This window comes from Candidatus Palauibacter sp. (genome assembly GCF_965213655.1).
In the GTDB taxonomy this organism is placed as follows: Bacteria; Gemmatimonadota; Gemmatimonadetes; order Palauibacterales; family Palauibacteraceae; genus Palauibacter.
The window spans coordinates 713,832-731,892 of record NZ_CBDBZT010000003.1; the positions used below are offsets into that span (position 1 = coordinate 713,832).

20 protein-coding genes are annotated in these 18,061 nt (G+C 68.6%); all 20 read left to right on the plus strand.

Annotation, left to right across the window (positions count from 1 at the left end; translation table 11 throughout):
- Positions 1–173: 173 nt before the first annotated feature.
- The 20 genes from ACOOGH_RS05290 (at position 174) to tpiA (ending at position 17,968) form a co-directional block, all read left to right on the plus strand.
- Complete coding sequence (locus ACOOGH_RS05290; protein WP_420450061.1) at positions 174–821, plus strand: lysophospholipid acyltransferase family protein; 648 nt, start codon at positions 174–176, stop codon at positions 819–821.
- A 45-nt stretch (positions 822–866) separates the two neighbouring features.
- On the plus strand, positions 867–1,004 hold the full coding sequence (locus ACOOGH_RS05295; RefSeq protein WP_420447930.1) for a hypothetical protein: 138 nt from the start codon (positions 867–869) through the stop codon (positions 1,002–1,004).
- Positions 1,005–1,165: 161 nt separating this feature from the next.
- The gene (locus ACOOGH_RS05300; protein WP_420447931.1) at positions 1,166–1,417 is read left to right on the plus strand and encodes a hypothetical protein; all 252 of its coding nucleotides are present in this window, start codon (positions 1,166–1,168) and stop codon (positions 1,415–1,417) included.
- Between the two features lie 101 nt (positions 1,418–1,518).
- Positions 1,519–2,643 (plus strand): citrate/2-methylcitrate synthase, encoded by a 1,125-nt coding sequence (locus ACOOGH_RS05305; RefSeq protein WP_420447932.1) that lies wholly within the window; start codon positions 1,519–1,521, stop codon positions 2,641–2,643.
- A 134-nt stretch (positions 2,644–2,777) separates the two neighbouring features.
- Entirely contained in the window at positions 2,778–4,223 is a 1,446-nt protein-coding gene (locus ACOOGH_RS05310) for a leucyl aminopeptidase (RefSeq protein ID WP_420447933.1), read from the plus strand.
- A complete protein-coding gene (locus ACOOGH_RS05315; RefSeq protein ID WP_420447934.1) occupies positions 4,220–6,052 on the plus strand; it encodes a TonB-dependent receptor plug domain-containing protein in 1,833 nt (610 codons plus the stop codon). The genes ACOOGH_RS05310 and ACOOGH_RS05315 overlap by 4 nt, the downstream gene beginning before the upstream one ends.
- Complete coding sequence (locus tag ACOOGH_RS05320; RefSeq protein ID WP_420447935.1) at positions 6,049–6,930, plus strand: YicC/YloC family endoribonuclease; 882 nt, start codon at positions 6,049–6,051, stop codon at positions 6,928–6,930. Before ACOOGH_RS05315 ends, ACOOGH_RS05320 begins: the two co-directional genes overlap by 4 nt.
- Complete coding sequence (gene gmk, locus ACOOGH_RS05325) at positions 6,927–7,583, plus strand: guanylate kinase (protein WP_420447936.1); 657 nt, start codon at positions 6,927–6,929, stop codon at positions 7,581–7,583. Before ACOOGH_RS05320 ends, gmk begins: the two co-directional genes overlap by 4 nt.
- A gap of 98 nt (positions 7,584–7,681) precedes the next feature.
- Positions 7,682–7,903 (plus strand): hypothetical protein, encoded by a 222-nt coding sequence (locus tag ACOOGH_RS05330; RefSeq protein ID WP_420447937.1) that lies wholly within the window; start codon positions 7,682–7,684, stop codon positions 7,901–7,903.
- 15 nt (positions 7,904–7,918) lie between these two features.
- Complete coding sequence (gene coaBC, locus ACOOGH_RS05335) at positions 7,919–9,136, plus strand: bifunctional phosphopantothenoylcysteine decarboxylase/phosphopantothenate--cysteine ligase CoaBC (RefSeq protein ID WP_420447938.1); 1,218 nt, start codon at positions 7,919–7,921, stop codon at positions 9,134–9,136.
- A complete protein-coding gene (locus ACOOGH_RS05340; RefSeq protein ID WP_420447939.1) occupies positions 9,133–9,933 on the plus strand; it encodes a uracil-DNA glycosylase in 801 nt (266 codons plus the stop codon). Before coaBC ends, ACOOGH_RS05340 begins: the two co-directional genes overlap by 4 nt.
- A complete protein-coding gene (gene dnaB / locus ACOOGH_RS05345) occupies positions 9,914–11,311 on the plus strand; it encodes a replicative DNA helicase (RefSeq protein WP_420447940.1) in 1,398 nt (465 codons plus the stop codon). The genes ACOOGH_RS05340 and dnaB overlap by 20 nt, the downstream gene beginning before the upstream one ends.
- The gene (gene ispD, locus ACOOGH_RS05350; protein ID WP_420447941.1) at positions 11,311–12,042 is read left to right on the plus strand and encodes a 2-C-methyl-D-erythritol 4-phosphate cytidylyltransferase; all 732 of its coding nucleotides are present in this window, start codon (positions 11,311–11,313) and stop codon (positions 12,040–12,042) included. Before dnaB ends, ispD begins: the two co-directional genes overlap by 1 nt.
- Positions 12,042–12,767: an L-threonylcarbamoyladenylate synthase gene (locus ACOOGH_RS05355; protein ID WP_420447942.1), complete on the plus strand. Its 726-nt coding sequence runs from the start codon at positions 12,042–12,044 to the stop codon at positions 12,765–12,767. The genes ispD and ACOOGH_RS05355 overlap by 1 nt, the downstream gene beginning before the upstream one ends.
- Positions 12,764–13,252: a low molecular weight protein arginine phosphatase gene (locus ACOOGH_RS05360; RefSeq protein ID WP_420447943.1), complete on the plus strand. Its 489-nt coding sequence runs from the start codon at positions 12,764–12,766 to the stop codon at positions 13,250–13,252. Before ACOOGH_RS05355 ends, ACOOGH_RS05360 begins: the two co-directional genes overlap by 4 nt.
- Positions 13,249–14,127, plus strand: a complete 879-nt coding sequence (locus ACOOGH_RS05365) for a shikimate dehydrogenase family protein (RefSeq protein ID WP_420447944.1) — start codon at positions 13,249–13,251, stop codon at positions 14,125–14,127. The genes ACOOGH_RS05360 and ACOOGH_RS05365 overlap by 4 nt, the downstream gene beginning before the upstream one ends.
- Positions 14,124–14,939 carry a ComF family protein gene (locus ACOOGH_RS05370; protein WP_420447945.1) on the plus strand — a complete coding sequence of 272 codons (816 nt, stop codon included), beginning with the start codon at positions 14,124–14,126 and terminating at the stop codon, positions 14,937–14,939. Before ACOOGH_RS05365 ends, ACOOGH_RS05370 begins: the two co-directional genes overlap by 4 nt.
- 21 nt (positions 14,940–14,960) lie before the next feature.
- Positions 14,961–15,989 carry a type I glyceraldehyde-3-phosphate dehydrogenase gene (gap, locus tag ACOOGH_RS05375; protein WP_420447946.1) on the plus strand — a complete coding sequence of 343 codons (1,029 nt, stop codon included), beginning with the start codon at positions 14,961–14,963 and terminating at the stop codon, positions 15,987–15,989.
- 54 nt (positions 15,990–16,043) lie between these two features.
- Positions 16,044–17,207 (plus strand): phosphoglycerate kinase, encoded by a 1,164-nt coding sequence (locus ACOOGH_RS05380; protein WP_420447947.1) that lies wholly within the window; start codon positions 16,044–16,046, stop codon positions 17,205–17,207.
- Positions 17,204–17,968, plus strand: coding sequence for a triose-phosphate isomerase (gene tpiA / locus ACOOGH_RS05385; RefSeq protein ID WP_420447948.1), 765 nt, complete (start codon positions 17,204–17,206; stop codon positions 17,966–17,968). The genes ACOOGH_RS05380 and tpiA overlap by 4 nt, the downstream gene beginning before the upstream one ends.
- Positions 17,969–18,061: the final 93 nt, after the last annotated feature.

The window sequence follows — 18,061 nt, forward strand, 5'->3', positions numbered from 1 at the left end:
GTTCAGTGACATCCTGGCCGCTCGGCCTTCCCGCTGATTCCGTGCCAACCTACTCTCAGGCGATGATGGATCGCGAGAACCCGAAACGGGCGAACGAATCGCCTCCGGACTGGGCCCCGAGCCCCCTCACGCGGTGGCTGACGCCGGTCACTCGCTGGATCATCACGAACCTCGTGGCTCCACCCTGTGTCTTCCTGCTCTTCGGTCTCCTCAATCGAACCCGAGTCTACGGGAGATGGCGCGTTCCTCATGCTCGGAACACGCTCGTGCTCTCGAATCATCAATCCATGATCGACTCGTTTCCGATCGCCTACTACCTGTTCTTTCCCGAGAAGATGTTCAGGCCCCACCTCGCGCCCTGGAATGCGGCGGCGGCGGAGAACTTCTTCAAGAACCCGCTGTTCGCCTGGGTGTTCCACCAGTTCAAGTGCATTCCGGTGCGACGCGGGCGGCGCGACCTGAGGGCGATGATTCGCTCGGCACGCGCGCTTCGAGCGGGAACCATCACGCTCTTCCCGGAGGGTACGCGCTCACGGGACGGGAAGGTGGGCCGCGGGCGAGCCGGCGCGGGCATGGTCATCCTCCAGACACGTCCACAGGTGGTTCCGATCACCCTGGAGGGGCTGGATCGCGTCCTCCCCATCGGTTCCCGCCTGCCGCGGATCGGACAGCGAGTCTCGATCTACGTGGGCCGGCCCGTGCCGTACGAGGACCTGGCCGCCGAGGGCCGTTCGCGGGCCAGCGCCCAGCGGATCGTCGACCGCGTGATGGAACGGATCGCATTCCAGCAACGCCTTCTCGGGCGGCTGGCACGCCGCTAGCGGCCGACGCTGGACATCGCCGGCTAAATCCGGCATTCTTCCGGCATGACAATCACAGTGTATTACGTCCTCGTGACGCTTCTGCTGGGACTGCTCGTGGGCCTTCTCATGGGCGGCGGTTTCGCGTATGGATGCCGGCTCCGCGAGCTCGATTCGCCGGACCGGGAGGTCCCGCCCGGCTGACTTGTGTCGGAACTGCATTCGCCGATCCCTCCGAACCGCGCACCTTCTTCCCGATTTCGTGATCGCACGCTACCTTACTTGGCTGCGAATAGTGCGTATTTCGGCCGGAAACGTCCCATTGACCGTTCGCGGGCGGAGCGGCCCGGCCATCAGAGGTGGAAATGACAAAGACCTTCCAGGATGACGACGGGCGCCGGTGGAAAGCATGGCTCGCTTCGCGCGAGGTTTTCTGGCCGGACCCGAACGAAAAGGCTCCGCCCGACGATTTCGAGGCGGTCGTGTTCGTCTGTTTCTCCGACCCCTATCAGACGCAGCGGCGGCTTCGGCTCCCGCAGGGCTCGTTCGAGGAGCTCAGTCTCGATGATCTCAAGAAGCACTTCAAGAAGGCGAAGCTCGATCCTGCCATCCGCTAGCCGTCAGCGCGGAAGCCCCGCACCCCGGCCGAAGACGGCCGGGGAGGGCACCCGGGATTCCCTCCGATGTTTACACTGATACCGAAAGGCCTCGTGACAGAATGACCGCCGCCGCCGGGAAAGGACTGGAAGGCGTCGTCGCCTCACAGACTTCACTCAGCTTCATTGACGGACTCAAGGGCATCCTCGTCTATCGAGGCTACAACATCCACGAACTCGCGCCGAACGTTTCGTTCCCCGAGAGCGTGTTCCTGCTCTGGAACGGACGGCTGCCGAGGCGGTCGGAACTCGAGGAGTTCGAGGCGGCGCTGGCGGCGCAACGCGCGCTGGATCCGAGAACCGTGGAAGGCCTGCAGGGTCTCCCGGCGGAGACCGTCCCGATGTCGGCTCTGCGGACCGGGGTTTCCCTCGAGGGCGTGTACGATCCGGATGCCGAGGACAACTCGCTCGAGGCGAACCGGCGCAAGGCGGAGCGGCTCGTGGCACGGACGCCCACGATCATCGCTGCGATCCACCGCATTCGGCAGGGGCTGGAGCCGCTGGACCCTGATCCGGGGCTCTCGCTGTCCGCCGACTTCGTGAGGATGGCGAACGGCGAGCCGGGCACGGAGGAAGCGGTCGACGCGCTCGACAGGACGCTCCTCCTCTACCTGGACCACGGGTTCAACGCATCGACCTTCGCCTGTCGCGTCATCGCCGCCACGCTCGGCGACATGCACTCGGCCGTGACAGGCGGGGTCGGAGCGCTGAAGGGCGAGCTGCACGGCGGAGCGAACGCGAGGGCGATGCACACGCTGATCGAGATCGGTGATCCGGAGAACGTCGACCCGTGGCTCGACAGCGCCTTCGCCGAGAAGCGGAAGATCATGGGCTTCGGCCACCGCGTCTACAAGACGGAGGATCCGCGGGCGACGCACCTTCGGGAGATGTCCCGCGTGCTCACGCAGCAGGCCGGCCTCGGGAAGTTTTACGAGATGTCCCGCAGGCTGGAAGACAGGATGATATCCGAGAAGGGGATCAATCCGAACGTCGACTTCTACTGCGCCACGGTGTACTACGCGCTGGGCATCCCGATCGACCTCTATACGCCGCTCTTCGCGATGGGGCGGATGGGCGGCTGGACGGCGCACGTCATGGAGCAGCACGCCGACAACCGGCTCATTCGGCCGCGTGCGGAGTATGTAGGTGAGACGGATCTGCGCTGGGTGCCGATGGACGAGCGCTGAGCCGGAGTCGCTGACAGGGCCGGAGCCCGCGGCGTCCGGCGCCGGCCACTACGCGGAAGCGGGCCGCAGGCCTTAACAGGGCCGGCGAGCCCGCTTCTTTCGTTGAAACCAGAGTCGAGACAAGGAAGGTGTCGGTGGAGATACGCTCGGGCGTACCCCTCGAACGGGAACTGGACGCTCTTGTGATCCCGTGGTTCGATGGCGTTGAGGCGACGGGAGAGTGGTGGGAAAACCCGGCGACGACATGGCTCGAGGGCCATGGGCGTTCCGGGGAGACGTCGGGTTGGGTGCGGCTCGGGGCTCTGGAAACGCCGGATGTATTCGTCGTCCGCCTCGACGCCGGAGCGAGGCCGAAGGCCGAGTCGTGTCGTCGAGCGGCGGGAGCCGGGGTCAGAGCGGCTCGCGCGCGCGGCCTCGAATCCATCGGGTTCCGCGTGCCGGAGACTGCGGACGATGCACTGTGGCAGGCGTCCGCCGAGGGGCTCGCGCTCGGGGATTGGCGTTACGACGGGTTGCGCGACGGGGAGGGCCGCGCGCCGCCGCCGGAAGAGCGGGTCCTCATCGCGGGAGGCGCGGCGGGTCCGGAGGCGGAGGCGGCGGTCCGGCGGGGTTGTGTGCTGGCCGAGGCGCAAAACGCGACGCGCGAACTCGTCACCCTGCCTGGCAACGTGGCGACGCCGCGCTACCTCGCCGCGGAGGCGGAGCGGCTGGCGGGGGAACATGGCTTCGGGATTGAGGTACGGGATCGGAAGCGGCTGGAGGAGGAAGGGTTCGGTGGCCTCCTCACCGTATCCCGAGGGTCGGTTGAGGAGCCGCGCTTCATCGAGATGGAGCACGAGGGCGGCGGTGGAGATCCCGTTGTCGTCGTCGGAAAGGGCGTGACGTTCGACGCGGGCGGTATCTCGCTGAAACCCGCCTCGGGCATGGAGGACATGAAGTACGATATGGCGGGTGCCGCAGCGGTGCTCGGGATCATGATTGCCGCGGCGCGCCTCGACATCCCGCAGCGCGTCATCGGCCTCGTGCCGGCGACGGAGAATCTCCCGGCGGGGAATGCCGTGAAACCGGGGGATGTCATCCGCGGACTGTCGGGCAAGTCGATCGAGGTCATCAACACGGACGCGGAGGGTCGCCTGATTCTGTCGGATGCTCTGACGTACGCGCAGCGGCTGGATCCGGTGGCGATCGTCGACATGGCCACGCTCACCGGGGCCTGCGTCATCGCCCTCGGCCATCACGCGGTGGCAGTGCTCGCCAACGATCGCGGTATCGCGGACGAGTTGTCGACCGCCGGCGAGATGACGGGGGAGCGGACGTGGCCACTGCCACTCTGGAAAGCGTATCGGGCGCAACTCGACTCCGATATCGCCGACATCAAGAACATTGGCGGCCGCGGTGGGGGCACGATCACCGCGGGCTGGTTCCTGCGCGAGTTCGTATCGGACGACGTGCCCTGGGCCCACCTCGACATCGCGGGCACGGCGTGGGCCAAGGAGGCGCGCGGGTGGCAGCCGAAGGGGGCCACGGGAGTCGGGGTCCGGCTTGTCCACGAATGGCTGCGCGTCCGCGAGCGAGGGTGACGAAGGCCTGCGTCCGCGCCCTCGGCGCGCTGCTGCTTGCGGTTGGGGGCGTCTCTTCGGCGCAAGCGCAGGACCCGCCTCTTCCGGACAGCCTGGAGGTCATCCCCGACTCCGTCCGCGAGGTGTTCGCCGACAGCACGCCGCAGCGAGCCCAGAGCTTTCCGCGGCGGCTGACGGGACTGCGCGGTCCGACTCACGAAGTATTCGACTGCGACAGGGAGTGCGTTCACGCCTCTCCGGCTCTCTCGCTCATCGAGCTACTCCTCGAGCGGGTGCCGGGAATCACGGGCGTGCGCGGCGAATTCTACGAGGGTCCACATCATGTGTTCGACGGCGGCTTCGGCCCGGGACTTGCGGCACTGTACGTCGACGGTCGCGAGGTTCTGTCGCTCTCGCACGCGCAGGCCGACCTCCGGCGGGTATCCCTGAACGAGATCGACCGTGTCCGCGTGTATCGAGGCGCGGACGGCCTCATCGTCGATGTGGACCTCATCAGTCACGACGGAACCCAGGGCTACACCAGAATCAGCGGCGTGACCGGGGACCCGAGGTCCGAACTCCTCGATTTCATGTTTGCCAACCGGTTGGGAGGCGCCGCCAACATTGAAGCGTCCTTCGAGCGGTACGACATCGAGGATCGGCGGAACGACCAGGACCGCTTCGCGGTACGGGGCCGGTATTCGTGGATGCCGCGCTCGAACGATTTCGGAGTACAGATCGAGTATCGTAACGAGACGATCAACCGCACAGCCCTCGACACGCTGGAGTTCTCGCGCAGGGAGTTCCTCCTCAGGACGCGGGCGAACCTGGGGGAACGCGCCCAGGTCGAAGCCTACGGGCAGGCTACAAGCTTCACGGATGTCGTCGAGAACCTCCCGGACAGTATCTCTCCGCCGCAGCGGGGCGCGGATGGCGTCGGCTTGCGGTTCTCGGCGCGACCCGGAGCCGGGGCGGTTTCGATGGGCCTCCGCTTCGCCGGGCGCGACGCCTACGCATCCCGCATCGCGGACCTTTCCGCCTGGCAGCCGATCGGTCCCTTTACGCTCGAAGGAGGGGGGGAACTCGCGAGCTGGAACGAGTTCCCGACAAAGTCGTGGCGCGGCGGTCTGGCCTTCCGGGATACGCTTCTGATCCCGATCGCGCTCCGGGCCTTCAAGGCCGGAGGGACACGGGGTGTCGGCTTCCCCCAGCACCCGATGGCGGACACCGTGGAGACGCTGGACCTGATCGCGGCGGACAGTGTCCGGTTCCGCTCTCGAGGTGCTTCGGCGACCCTCGCGATCGGACCGTTCAACCTCTCGGGGCGCTATTCGGAGCAGTGGATGGATCGCCGGATCGACTTTGGCGCCCCATTCGACCGGCTCGTCGTGGCGGACTCGGGAGAGGTCGACATCACCTCGCTGGAAGCCCGCTTCGAAGGGCCCGTCGTGCCCCTCGGCCTGCTGCTTCGGAACGTGGCGCCGATTCGCTTCCGCGCTTCATGGCGCAAGTTCGACTCGCGTGGCGCCGAAACGCTCTTCCTCCCCGAGCGCCTGTTCCGTACGGAGTTTCTCCTGCACGACACGTTCTTCGACGAGAACCTTCGCATTTGGGTGTCGCTGTACGTCGACCGCCGCGGCGCCCGGATGGTACCGGTCCCCGGCTCGCCGGATCCGGTGATGCTGGAGGCCGACAGCTGGATGGGCGGGCACCTGATGTTCAAGATCGCCGACTTTCGGTTCTTCTGGCGTTTCGGCAATCTGGGCGCGGACGACCTGGGCGATTTCCAGGGGGCGCTGTTTCCGAGACAACTCAACGTGTTCGGCCTCCGGTGGGAGTTCTACAATTGATTCGCAGCATGACCGGTTACGGCTCCGCGACCGTGACGCGGGAGAACGGAACGATCACGGTTGAAGCGCGCTCGGTGAATTCCCGGGGGCTCAAGGTCGTGGTGAAGGCGCCCCCCGGGGGCGAAGAGTGGGGGATCGAGCTTCGCGGTCTCGCCGAGTCCCGGGCCCGTCGAGGGCGCCTGGATCTCTTCGTCCGCGTGGAGAGCGCGGCGGACGCGGAAGGCACGAGTCTCGACGAGGGGCGCGTCCAGGAAGTGCTCGATGCGTGTGCGCGTCTGCGGGACGACTTCGGGGTGCCGGGCGAGCCGGACGTGGCCTCGCTGCTTCGCGTGGGCGGGATCTTCCGCAAGGCGGGCGGCGAGGGGACGGAGTTCGTACCGGAAGCCGACCATGTGAAGGAAGCGGCGACGGCGGCGCTCGACCTGCTGGTGGAGATGCGGGACCGGGAGGGCGCACGACTCGCGCTGGACCTTCGAGGACGGCTGGAGGGGATCCGGGAAGCGGTCGACGGCGCGGAAGCGCTGGCGCCGGAACGGCTGGAGCGCGAGCGTCGCCGACTTCGCGACGCGGTCGAGGGCCTGGCCGGGAAGGGCCTGGACGAGGATCGGTTGACACGCGAGATCGCGCTCATCGCGGACCGCTGGGAGATCAGCGAGGAACTCGTGCGCGCCCGCTCGCACGTCGACGCCTTCGAGGAGTTCCTGGCGGCCCCCATCGAGGAGCCGGTGGGGCGGCGGCTTGGTTTTCTCGTTCAGGAGTTGCAGCGCGAAATCAACACGCTGGGGGCGAAGGCCAACGCCCCCCGTATCTCACGACTCGTGGTGGAAGCGAAGAACGAGATCGAGAGGCTCCGGGAGCAGGTGGAGAACGTCGAGTGAGCCGCGGAGATTCGGGCCCCCGCCCTCCGTTCCCGGTCATCCTCTCCGGACCGTCCGGGGCGGGGAAGACCACCATCCGCGACCGATTGCTCAAGACACCCGGGCCCGCCGCGTTCCTGTTCTCGGTCTCGATGACCACGAGACGGCCTCGCCCGGAAGAACGGGATGGCATGGACTACCGGTTCGTGTCGCCAGACCGGTTCGAGGCGCTGGTGGACGCGGGGGCCATGCTCGAATACGCGACGGTCCACGGTGAACGCTACGGGACGCCGCGTGACAACCTCGACCGGGCCCGCGAGGCGGGCGCCCATCTCCTCCTGGACATCGACGTAGAGGGCGCTCGGCAGGTGTGGGATACGGTCGTGGAGGTCCTTTCGATCTTCATCGTTCCGCCGACCGGGGCGCGCATCGTCAGGCAACTGCGGGGGCGCGGCAGCGAGAGCCCGGAGCAGCTCCGCCTCCGGCTGGCGAACGCCCGGGCGGAGATGGAAGCTGCGGTTCGGTTTGATCGCCTGGTCATAAATGACCGGATCGGGGAAGCCGCTGCGGACGTGTCCGCCCTCGTCGCGAAAGGGCTCGCGCCTCCCGGAGGCCTCGGGGCGCCGGAGCGGGAATACGTGAAGCGGATCATCGGAGAGTTGGATACCGTTTGACGCATGTGGTAGGTTTCCATACGGGTACGGCTTCGCCGGGGCCGCTGGTCCGAAGGCCGTGGACCGCTGACCGTAATAGTTGTCGAGGGAGAGATAGAATGAAGGTGTTCACGCCGGACGCCGTCGCGAAGGCGGCGACCAACAAGTATCTGGGTGTACTCGTCGCCGCGAAGTATGCGCGCGAACTCAACGCCCTCCCGCTCGAACGCTCGCCATACGGCGCGGAGAAGCTCACGACGGTCGCCGCGGATGCGCTGACCTCGGAGGATAAGAAGCTGCAATACCGGCTGGTCCGGGCGCGCCCCACCCTGATCCCTTAGCTGTCGGCAGGCCCCGTGCGGCCCTTCGATGGTCGTCGCGTGCTGCTCGTCGTATCCGGCGGGATCGCCGCATACAAGAGCGCGATCCTCACCCGCCGTCTGATTGAGGCCGGGGCAGGTGTCGAGGTCATACTGACCGCGTCCGCCGAGCGCTTTGTTGGACGTGTCACCTTCGAGGGAATCACGGGCCGCCCGGTACACGCGTCGCTGTGGGATCGGCCCATGGCGCACCTCGATCTCGGGCTCGAAGCCGATGTCGTCGTCGTGGCGCCCGCCACGGCCAACCTCATCTCCAGGCTCGCGGCCGGAGCGGCGGACGATCTGGCGACGACCGCCGTGCTCGCCGCGCGTGCGCCGGTGCTTGTCTGTCCCGCAATGAACACGCGGATGTGGGAGCATCCGATCACGCAGGCGAACGTGGCGCGGCTGGTCGATGTCGGCTACGCGATCGCCGGTCCGGCCGATGGTCCGCTCGCCGAGGGCGAGAGCGGGCCCGGGAGGCTGCTGGAGCCGGAGGAGATACTGCCGCGGATCGGGCGGGCGCTGGAGACGGCGACGGGTCTGCGTGGACGGCGGGTCGTCGCGACGGCGGGCCCGACGAGGGCCGCGCTGGATCCCGTCCGCTTCATCTCGAACCGCTCATCGGGCCGCATGGGCTTCGCGCTTGCCGAAGCCGCCTGGCGGCGAGGGAGCGAGGTCACGCTTATCAGTGGACCGGGTACGAGGCCGCGACCCGCCGGTCCCCACCTGCTGGAGGTCGAGACGGCCCAGGAGATGCTGGCCGCGCTGGAGACCGCGTTGACCGATGCGGACATCCTCCTGATGGCGGCGGCGGTCGGAGATTTTGAGCCGGACGGCGTCGCGGACTCGAAGATCAGGAAAACGGGAAATACCGCGAACGGCTTCGACCTCGCGCTTCGGCCGGGACCGGACCTGCTGATGGAGACGCGGGCGTTCCGTGAACGGAAGGGGATCTTTACTCTGGGTTTTGCGCTCGAGACGGAAGACCTCCTCGCTCGCGGACGTGAGAAACTCGAGCGCAAAGGCATGCACCTCGTTGCGGTGAACTCGGCTGTGGAGCCCGGCGCGGGATTCGAGTCCGAGACGAACCGCATCACGTTGATCGACCGCGATGGCACGGTCGAGGAGTTGCCTCTGGCGAAGAAGACCGAATTGGCCGACGAGTTGCTCGACCGGGTCGAAGCCTCGCTTCAGGCGGCGGCGGAGAGGTGAATCCGCCGGACGCCGGGGCCCGGACGCTCGCTCGAGCCTTCCTCGAGCAGAGGCTCTCCGCGGAGCGGAACGCCCTCATGCTCGAGCACGCGACGCGCGAAGAAGTCCTGCGGGGTCTGGCCTCCGCCCGGCGCATGGCGCGACCGGACGCCGCCGGTCGCGCCGCCGAGGTGCCGAGTTCCGCCGCCCCCTCCGCGGCGACGGGGGCGGAGATCGGGGAGGCGCCGGATCTGGAGGCGCTCGCCGGGCTCGTTGCCGCCTGTTCACGCTGTTCGCTCCACGAGGTGCGGAAGAAACCGGTCTTCGGCGAAGGGGCGGCGGACGCCCGCGTCGTTTGTGTAGGGGAGGCGCCCGGGGCGCGCGAGGATGAGACGGGCCGCCCCTTCGTCGGCCGCGCCGGCCGCCTCCTCGACCGTCTGCTGATGTCGATCGGGCTCCCCCGGAGCTCCGTCTACATCTGCAATGTGCTGAAGTCCCGGCCGCCCCGGAACCGCGACCCCCTCCCCGAAGAGGTTGCGGCCTGTGCTCCGTATCTTCTGAAACAACTCGCGCTCATCGAGCCCGAGGTGATCATCGCCTTCGGGGCCTTCGCTGCGCGCACGCTGCTCGAAACGAAGTCCGCCCTGGGCCGGCTCCGGGGCAGCGTACACCGCTATTCCGGGTATCCCGTCGTCGTCACCTATCACCCGGCGGCGCTGCTCCGTAACCCCGGCTGGATTCGGCCCACGTGGGAGGATCTCCAGATGGTACGTCGCATGCTCGACGGTTCCGGAGACCGTGAGGACCGCATTGGTTGAGACGGCGATCAGTCTGCCGAGTGACGGGATCGAGGCCCGACGCACGCCCTGGTCCGAGGAGGCCGAAATATCGGTCCTCGGGGCCATGCTCATCGATGGCGACGCCGTAGCCGCCGTCCTTGAACAGATCGACGATTCCGCATTCCACCGGGAAGGAAACCGGCGGATCTTCCGCGCGATGGTGCGCCTGTACGGGCGCGGTGACGTGATCGACGCCGTGACCCTCGCGGACGAACTGAAGACGGCGGCGGAGCTCGACGCCGTCGGGGGGATGGCGTACCTCGCGAAGCTCGTGGACGCGGTGCCGACCACCGCCAACCTCGGTTACCACTGCCGGATCCTGCGGGACAAGACGGTGCTCCGACGGCTCATCTCCAGCGCCACGGAGATCGTCCAGGACGCCTACGAAGCGGGGTCGGGCGAAGTCGACGAGACGCTCGATCGAGCGGAGCAGAGGATCTTCGAGATATCGCAAGCGGAGCAGCGCGGCACCTTCGTCCGCATCAAGGAAGTGCTGCGCTCGACGATGGACCGCATCGACGAACTCGTGCAGAATCCGGGGACGATCACCGGCGTCGCGTCCGGGTTTCCCGAACTCGACCGCATGACGGCCGGATTTCAGCCGGCCGACCTCATCGTGCTCGCGGGTCGCCCCTCGATGGGAAAGACGGCGCTCGCGCTGAACATGGCCCAGCATACGGCGATCGGCGGAGACGTCCCGGTGGCGATCTTTTCGCTTGAAATGTCGAGAGAGTCGCTCGTACAGCGGATGCTGAGCTCGGAATCCAAGGTGGATTCGAGCCGGATCCGGACGGGCCGTCTGTCGCCCGACGACTTCACCCGGCTGGCGAGCGGAGCGGGACACCTGAACACGGCCCCGATCTGGATCGACGATACGCCCGCGATCTCGCCGATCGAACTCCGCGCCAAGGTGCGCCGCCTCCACGCGGAAGTCGGCGTCGGGCTCGTTGTGCTCGATTACATGCAGCTCATGTCCGGCGGAACGCGGGTCGAGAACCGCCAGCAGGAGATCAGCGCGATTTCCCGGTCGTTGAAGGCGATCGCGAAGGAGGTCGGCGTGCCGCTCCTCGCTCTTTCCCAGCTCTCGCGGGCGCCCGAGCAGCGCGAAGGGAATCGGCCGCGGCTCTCGGACCTGCGCGAATCGGGAGCGATCGAACAGGACGCGGACGTGGTCCTGTTCATCTTCCGCGAGGAGATGAACCGCAAGCCCGAAGAGGTGGAGGAAAGGGGGTTGGCGGGGAAGGCCGAACTCATCGTGGGCAAGCAGCGCAACGGGCCGACCGGGACCGTCGAACTCTATTTCCACAAGGCCTTCACGGCGTTCGAATCCGTGAGCCGCCGTCCGGAACCCGAGTAGTGCCGGCGGGAGGGCCGGGGACGGTCGGCGGCGTCGGCGCCGTCGTCGTCGCGGCGGGGCAGGGGCATCGCTTCGGCGGGTCGCGGCCGAAACAGTTTGTCGATCTCTGCGGCATGCCGGTTCTCGCCTGGTCGGTGCGGGCACTCCTGGATCACCCCGAGGTAGACCGGGTCGTGCTCGTGTTGTCGCCTATGTGGGCGGCCTCGCCTCCCGCCTGGCTGCCGGAAGAGGTCCTGGTCGTGCCCGGCGGGGTGTTTCGGGCCGACTCCGTGCGTGCGGGTGTCGCGGCGCTGGCCGGGACCGTGGAGACCGTCCTGGTGCACGATGGGGCGCGTCCCTTCGTGTCGGCAGGGCTCATTTCCCGCGTCGTGGATCGTGCTCGCGGTGGCCCCGTGGTGCCGGTGATCGCCGTGGAGGACACGGTAAAGCGGGTAGACGAGGGCGGGTGGATCGAGGAGACCGTGCCACGCGAGCCGCTCCGTCGCGTGCAGACGCCACAGGGCTTCCCCGCCGACGTCCTGATCCGTACACACGCGGTGGGAGATGCCGGGGCATGGGAGGCGCAGGACGCGGCCGCCATGACGGACGACGCGTTGCTGTGCGAACGGCTGGGCCTCGACGTTGCGACGGTGGAGGGAGATCCCGTGAACCTCAAGGTCACGACGGCACGGGACCTGAAGCTCGCACGCGCGTTGGTTGAGACGGGGTTGATCGCTGCAGGGAAACAGTGATGGAGCGGGGCGACTTCATCGGGCAGGGGGACGGAACCGGTATCGACGTGGTGGACTGGCACGAGAGGATGGGAACTCCGCAGGCGACCTGGTCGGGCCGGGCTCGGGCGGGAGGAGATGATGCCCTGGCCAGGGCGGTGGCACTGCTCGATGCCGGGCGGGTCGTGGCTCACCCGACCTCGACCGTGTACGGGCTGGGTGGCCGGCCGCGCCCGGATGTCGACGCGCGCATCGCCGCGATCAAGCGTCGGCAGCCGGGTCCGCTCATCCGGCTCGCCGCGAGCCGGGAGGCGCTCGTCGAGGCGCTGCCCGCAGCGCGCTGGACGGAGGCGGCGCGCCGGCTCGCCGACGCCTTCTGGCCCGGCCCGCTCACGCTGGTCGTGGAGGACGGGAGTGACACCGGGGTCGCGGTACGCGTCGACCCTCATCCCGTCGTGAGACGCCTCCTTGAACTCGCTGGCGGGATGATGACGTCTACGAGTCTGAATCTGACGGGGAGACCCCCGGCGAGGACGAGCGCGGAGGCGCGCGCCGCGCTGTCGGCGATCGGATCGGACGGGGGAACGATGGGTTGGCTCGACGCGGGTGATCTCGCCGGTTCGGTCCCGTCGACCCTCGTGCGGATGGCGGGAGGGGCGGCCGACGTGCTGCGGGAAGGAGCCCTGCCGGCGACCGAGATTGTACGGGTCCTCTCCTCGCGTACCTCCGGGAGATCGTCCAGGTGAACCTGCTCTTCGTCTGCACCGGCAACATATGCCGCAGTCCGCTGGCCGAGGTGATCGCGCGGGCGGAAGCCGAGGCCCGAGGGTGGGTGGACGTCTCCTGCGCATCGGCGGGCACCTTCGCGCTTCCCGGGCAGCCGGCTTCGGGCCCCGGGATCGCCGTGGCGGCCGCACGCGGGCTCGACCTGGGGTCGCACGCCTCGCGGGAGCTTTCGCTTGAGCTGCTCGAATGGGCCGATCTGATCGTCGGCATGGAGGCGTCGCATGCCCGGGCGGCCGAGCACTGGGCCCCGGACGCGACCGTCCACGTCATGACGGATTTCCTGCCTGCGGACCACGGGCGGCGTGGAGGCGGGGTGCCGGACCCGTATGGCGGAGATCTAGAGACGTATGAAGGAACCTGGGAGTTGCTGACGCTTGCCATGCGGGGGCTCTTCGAGGTCCTCGGCGAAGGGGAACGGGGAGGCCGCGAAGGTTCCGGGTCGTGACGCGCCGCTTCGCGCTCCTGGGAGATCCCGTGCGCCACTCGATTTCGCCTGCGATGCACCGCGCAGCCTTCGAAATCGAGGGCTTGGACGCAGAATACGTCGCCCGACGGGCCGCGTCCGCCGAGGTCGGGTCAATCATGCGAAGCGCGGATCTGACGGGAGGCAATGTGACGCTCCCGCACAAGCTTCGAGCGGCCGAAGCACTCACCCGGCCGAGCGCCGCGGTTCGGGCGACTGGAGCGTGCAACTGCTGGTGGCGACAGGCGGATGGCGAACTCGCCGGGGATAACACCGATGTTGGCGGGCTCCAGATCGCCCTTTCCCGCCTCGGCTTCCAGGCGCAGCGTGCCCGCGTGCTTCTCCTGGGCGCGGGGGGCGCGGCCCGGGCCGCGGTCCATGCGCTGCTTGAGGGCGGAGCGTCGTCGGTCGAGATTCTGAACCGCACGCCGGCACGGGCCCGCGCCATGCGCGATGCGGCGGTGGCCTGTGCGGCCGACGCGGCGGGTGCCCTGCGGGTGATCGAGGCGCCGGAGCCGGGTGCCACGTACGATCTGGTGCTGAATTCGACGAGCCTGGGGCTGTCTCCCGAAGATCCGCTCCCCCTCGACCTCGGGGCGAGGCCGGATCGAGCGAAGTTTCGGGCGGCCTTTGACATGGTGTATGCACCGGGGGAAACGGCGTGGGTGCATCACGGTCGGGCGCTCGGCATTTCCGCGCGCGGCGGCCTCGACATGCTCGTGGGCCAGGCGGCGCTCTCGCTGGAGCGCTGGTTTCCCGGCCGTGCGGCTCCATTCGGGGCGATGCGGGATGCGGCCGTGGCCGAACTGGCGGCGCGCGTGGAGTCGGAACCGGGGGACGGATCGAGCGGGCCGTGAGTGCCGTGGCGCGGGCCGGCCCGATCCGCTGGCTGGGCCGGGCGGCCGCTGCGGGCTTCGATGCGCTCGTGCCCGCCGCGTGTATCGGCTGCCGCCGCGGCGTGGCTCCCGATGGCCCGCCGCTGTGTGCCCTCTGCCAGTCGCGACTCCCCCGGCTGGCGAGTCCCCGCTGCCCGCGCTGCGCGGAGCCGCTCGGCAACATCGCGGCCGCGGTCGGGGAACTCGTGCGCTGCGGTACGTGCGAGGGGTGGCCCGACATCCTGACGGCGGCCGACGCGCCCTTCGCCTTCGAGGGCCTGGCCGCCCGGACCGTAAGGGCCCTCAAGTACGACCGCTGGCGTGCCCTCGCGCCCTGGATGGCCGCCCGCATGGCTCCTGGAGTCGAGACCATCGCGTCTCGCATCGGGAGCGACGGCGCACCCTGGCTGATTCCCGTGCCGCTCACGCCGGCGCGCCTCCGGGAAAGGGGATTCAATCAGGCCGAGGAACTGGCCAGCGCCCTTGCCGACCGGGGCGCCGGGTCCCTGGTGCGGCTCCTCGAACGCCGCCCCGGGGGCGGTCGGCAGGCGGGCGTCCGGGGGGCGCTGCGCCGCGCCAACGTCCAAGGGCGTTTCCGGCTGTGTGACGTCCCGCTGGAAAAGGGCTGCAGCGCCATCATCGTCGATGATGTGCTCACGACGGGAGCCACCACGATTGCTTGCGCCGAGACGCTCGCCGAGGCTGGATTCCGCAGCGTGGGGGCCGTTACTTTTGCGCGCACACTGCGTCCCCTGGACGGGGACGAATCACCAACCGGGACGCTTCGTCCATAATCCTTCCCGAGAGGAAACCGAATGAGTGTGAGGGTTGCCATCAACGGTTTCGGCCGCATCGGCCGGAATATCCTCCGAGCCGCGCTTCAGGACCCGCGCGGAGACCTTGATTTCGTCGCGATCAACGATCTCACGGATGCGGCGACGCTCGCCCATCTGTTCAAGTACGACTCGGTGCATGGACGCTTCCCCGGAGAGGTGCGTGTAGACGGCGGGGAACTCGTACTGGGAGACGAACGGGTGCACGTGTTCTCCGAACGTGACCCCGCCAACCTTCCGTGGGCGGAACTCGGCGTGGACGTCGTGATCGAATCCACGGGGATCTTCCGCAAGAGGGAAGATGCGACCCGGCACATGCGGGCGGGCGCGAAGAAGGTCATCATCTCCGCCCCCGGCGTTGAGCCGGATATCACGCTGGTCCTCGGCGTGAACGCGGACGAGTACGACCCGGCGAAGCACGATGTGATCTCGAACGCGAGCTGCACCACGAACTGCATCGCGCCGGTCGTGAAGGTTCTGCTCGACCGCTTCGGGTTCGAGCGCGGCCTGATGACGACCGTCCACGCGTACACGAACGGCCAGCAGCTGCTGGACCTGCAGCACAAGGATCTCCGGCGTGCCCGTGCCGCCGGGCTCTCGATCATCCCCACCACGACGGGAGCCGCGAAGGCCGTGGGCCTCGTCCTCCCGCAGGTCAAGGGGAAGCTCGACGGGATGGCGATGCGCGTCCCGACCCCGGATGTGTCGATCGTGGACCTTGTGGCCACCGTGTCGCGGGGCACTTCGGCGGACGAGATCAACGCCGCGTTTCGCGAGGCCGCGGAAGGGGCCCTCGACGGCGTGCTCGAATACACCGAGGAGCCGCTCGTATCCGTCGACTTCACGGGACACCCGGCGAGCGCGATCATCGATGCGCAGTCGACGTCGGTCATGGACGGCACGCTCGTGAAGGTCATCTCGTGGTACGACAACGAGTGGGGGTACTCGAATCGCCTCGTGGACCTGGCGAGTTTCGTCGGAGAGCGTCTCCCCGCCGCCGTCGGGACCTGAGCAGCCCCCGCCCGTCTCCTCGTGACCAGAACTCTGCGAGACCTCCCGGCCGACATGGCCGGGAAACGGGCGCTCGTGCGTGTGGACTACAACGTCCCGCTCGACGCTGGGCGGGTTGCGGACGCCACGCGCATCGAGGCATCGCTGCCTACACTCCGCTGGTTGCTGGAGCGCGGCAGCCGGCCGGTGCTGCTCTCGCATCTGGGCCGGCCGGGGGGACGGCCGAATCCGGCGTTTTCGCTCTCGCCCGCGGCCTCCGTACTCTCCGACCTCCTCGGGGCCGACGTCCTCTTCGCCGCGCCGTGCGACGGCGAGGACGCGCTTGGCGCCAGCCGCGAGCTGGCGGCCGGACAGGTGCTCCTCGTGGAAAACACGCGCTTCCTGCCCGGCGAGACGGCGAATGACGCTGCGCTCGCCCGGCGCCTCGCCCGACTCGGCGACTTCTTCGTCAATGACGCCTTCGGCACCCTGCACCGGGCGCACGCCTCGACGACAGGGGTCCCCGCCTGCCTGAGCCCTTCCGCGGCGGGACTGCTCGTCGAGCGGGAGCTGGAGGCACTGGGCGGGCTCGACCGCCCGCGCCGCCCGTTCATCGTTGCTTTCGGCGGAGCCAAGATCGGCGACAAGATCGACCTCATGCGCCGCTTCGTGGAACGGGCGGATCTGATCCTCGTGGGCGGAGCCATGGCGAATACCTTCCTCCGGGCGCGGGGGGTAGAGACCGGAGTCTCGCTGGTCGAGGACGGGGCGCTCGATCTCGCGCGCTCGATCCTGTCCGCGGGAGAGCAACGGATCCGGCTCCCCATCGATGTGACGGTCCTGGACCGTTCGGACGGAGACGGGGAGACGGTCGAGGTGGTCGCGGTGGATGGGATCGAGCCGGCGATGGCCGCGCTGGATATCGGACCGGAGACGCGCGCCCGCTACGCCGAGGCGTTGCGCGGGTGTGCCGCCTTCTTCTGGAACGGGCCCATGGGCCTGTTCGAGGACCCGCGGTTCGCGGCGGGCACGTTCGCCATCGCCGAAGCTGCCGCGGAGGCGACCGCCGCGGGCGGGTTCACGGTCATCGGAGGTGGAGACTCGGCGGCGGCCGTTCGCCGGGCCGGACTCCTCGACCGCGTGTCGCACGTCTGCACCGGGGGCGGGGCCGCCCTCGCTTACCTGTCGAGCGGGCGGTTGCCCGGTCTCGACGTTCTCGCCCACAGGAGGCATCCGTGAGTCAGCCGCGCACCCCCGTGTTCGCCGCGAACTGGAAGATGTGCCACGGTCCGGTGGAGACTGGAGCGTTCGTGGGGCGGTTCGCGCCGCGCCATGTGCGCCGGGACGATGCGACGGTCGTCGTGTTTCCGCCCGCGATCAGCCTGCCTGCCTTCGCGGCTGCGGTCTCCGGGCGCCCCGACCTGGAGTTCGGGGTGCAGGACGTGCACACCGAGGTGAAGGGCGCGCACACGAGCGGTATTGCGGCTGCCATGGTTCCGGCGACCGGCGCCACATGGGGACTGGCGGGCCACTCGGAACGGCGCCGGGAGTTCGGAGACACTGATGCCGACGTGGGCCGCAAGCTGGTTCGCCTTCTGGAGGCCGGACTCCGCCCCGTCCTGTGCGTCGGCGAGACGCTAGAGGAGCGCGAATCCGGACGGCTCGAGACGGTGCTCCACACGCAGATTCGGGAAGCCCTGCGGCCTCTCGACCGGGAGGACCGATCCCGTCTCGTGTACGCGTACGAGCCGGTGTGGGCGATCGGCACCGGACGGACGGCGAGTCCCGACGATGCCGCCGAAGCCCACGCCATCGTCCGTGACCGGCTCGCGCAGGCGGATGGCTGCGATGCCGAGGGATCCGTGATCCTTTACGGGGGGAGCGTCAAGCCGGCCAACATCGAGGCACTCCTTGCCGCCTCCGGGGTGGACGGCGTCCTCGTGGGCGGTGCGAGCCTCGATCCCGAGAGCTGGGCTTCGATCTGTGCGGCGGGTGGGTAACGCCGACGTCCTCCGCAATCCCGTCGACGGGCGGCCGGTCCGGATAACTGGCCCTGTCCGGCCGGCGACTCTAGTTTGAGCCGCCAACCCAAC

Coding starts and splice junctions, on each gene's coding strand:
- ACOOGH_RS05295 (WP_420447930.1), top strand. CDS start 867: ATGACAATCACAGTGTATTACGTCCTCGTGACGCTTCTGCTGGGACTG.
- ACOOGH_RS05300 (WP_420447931.1), top strand. CDS start 1,166: ATGACAAAGACCTTCCAGGATGACGACGGGCGCCGGTGGAAAGCATGG.
- ACOOGH_RS05305 (WP_420447932.1), top strand. CDS start 1,519: ATGACCGCCGCCGCCGGGAAAGGACTGGAAGGCGTCGTCGCCTCACAG.
- ACOOGH_RS05330 (WP_420447937.1), top strand. CDS start 7,682: ATGAAGGTGTTCACGCCGGACGCCGTCGCGAAGGCGGCGACCAACAAG.
- ACOOGH_RS05355 (WP_420447942.1), top strand. CDS start 12,042: ATGGAGCGGGGCGACTTCATCGGGCAGGGGGACGGAACCGGTATCGAC.
- gap (WP_420447946.1), top strand. CDS start 14,961: ATGAGTGTGAGGGTTGCCATCAACGGTTTCGGCCGCATCGGCCGGAAT.
- ACOOGH_RS05380 (WP_420447947.1), top strand. CDS start 16,044: ATGGCCGGGAAACGGGCGCTCGTGCGTGTGGACTACAACGTCCCGCTC.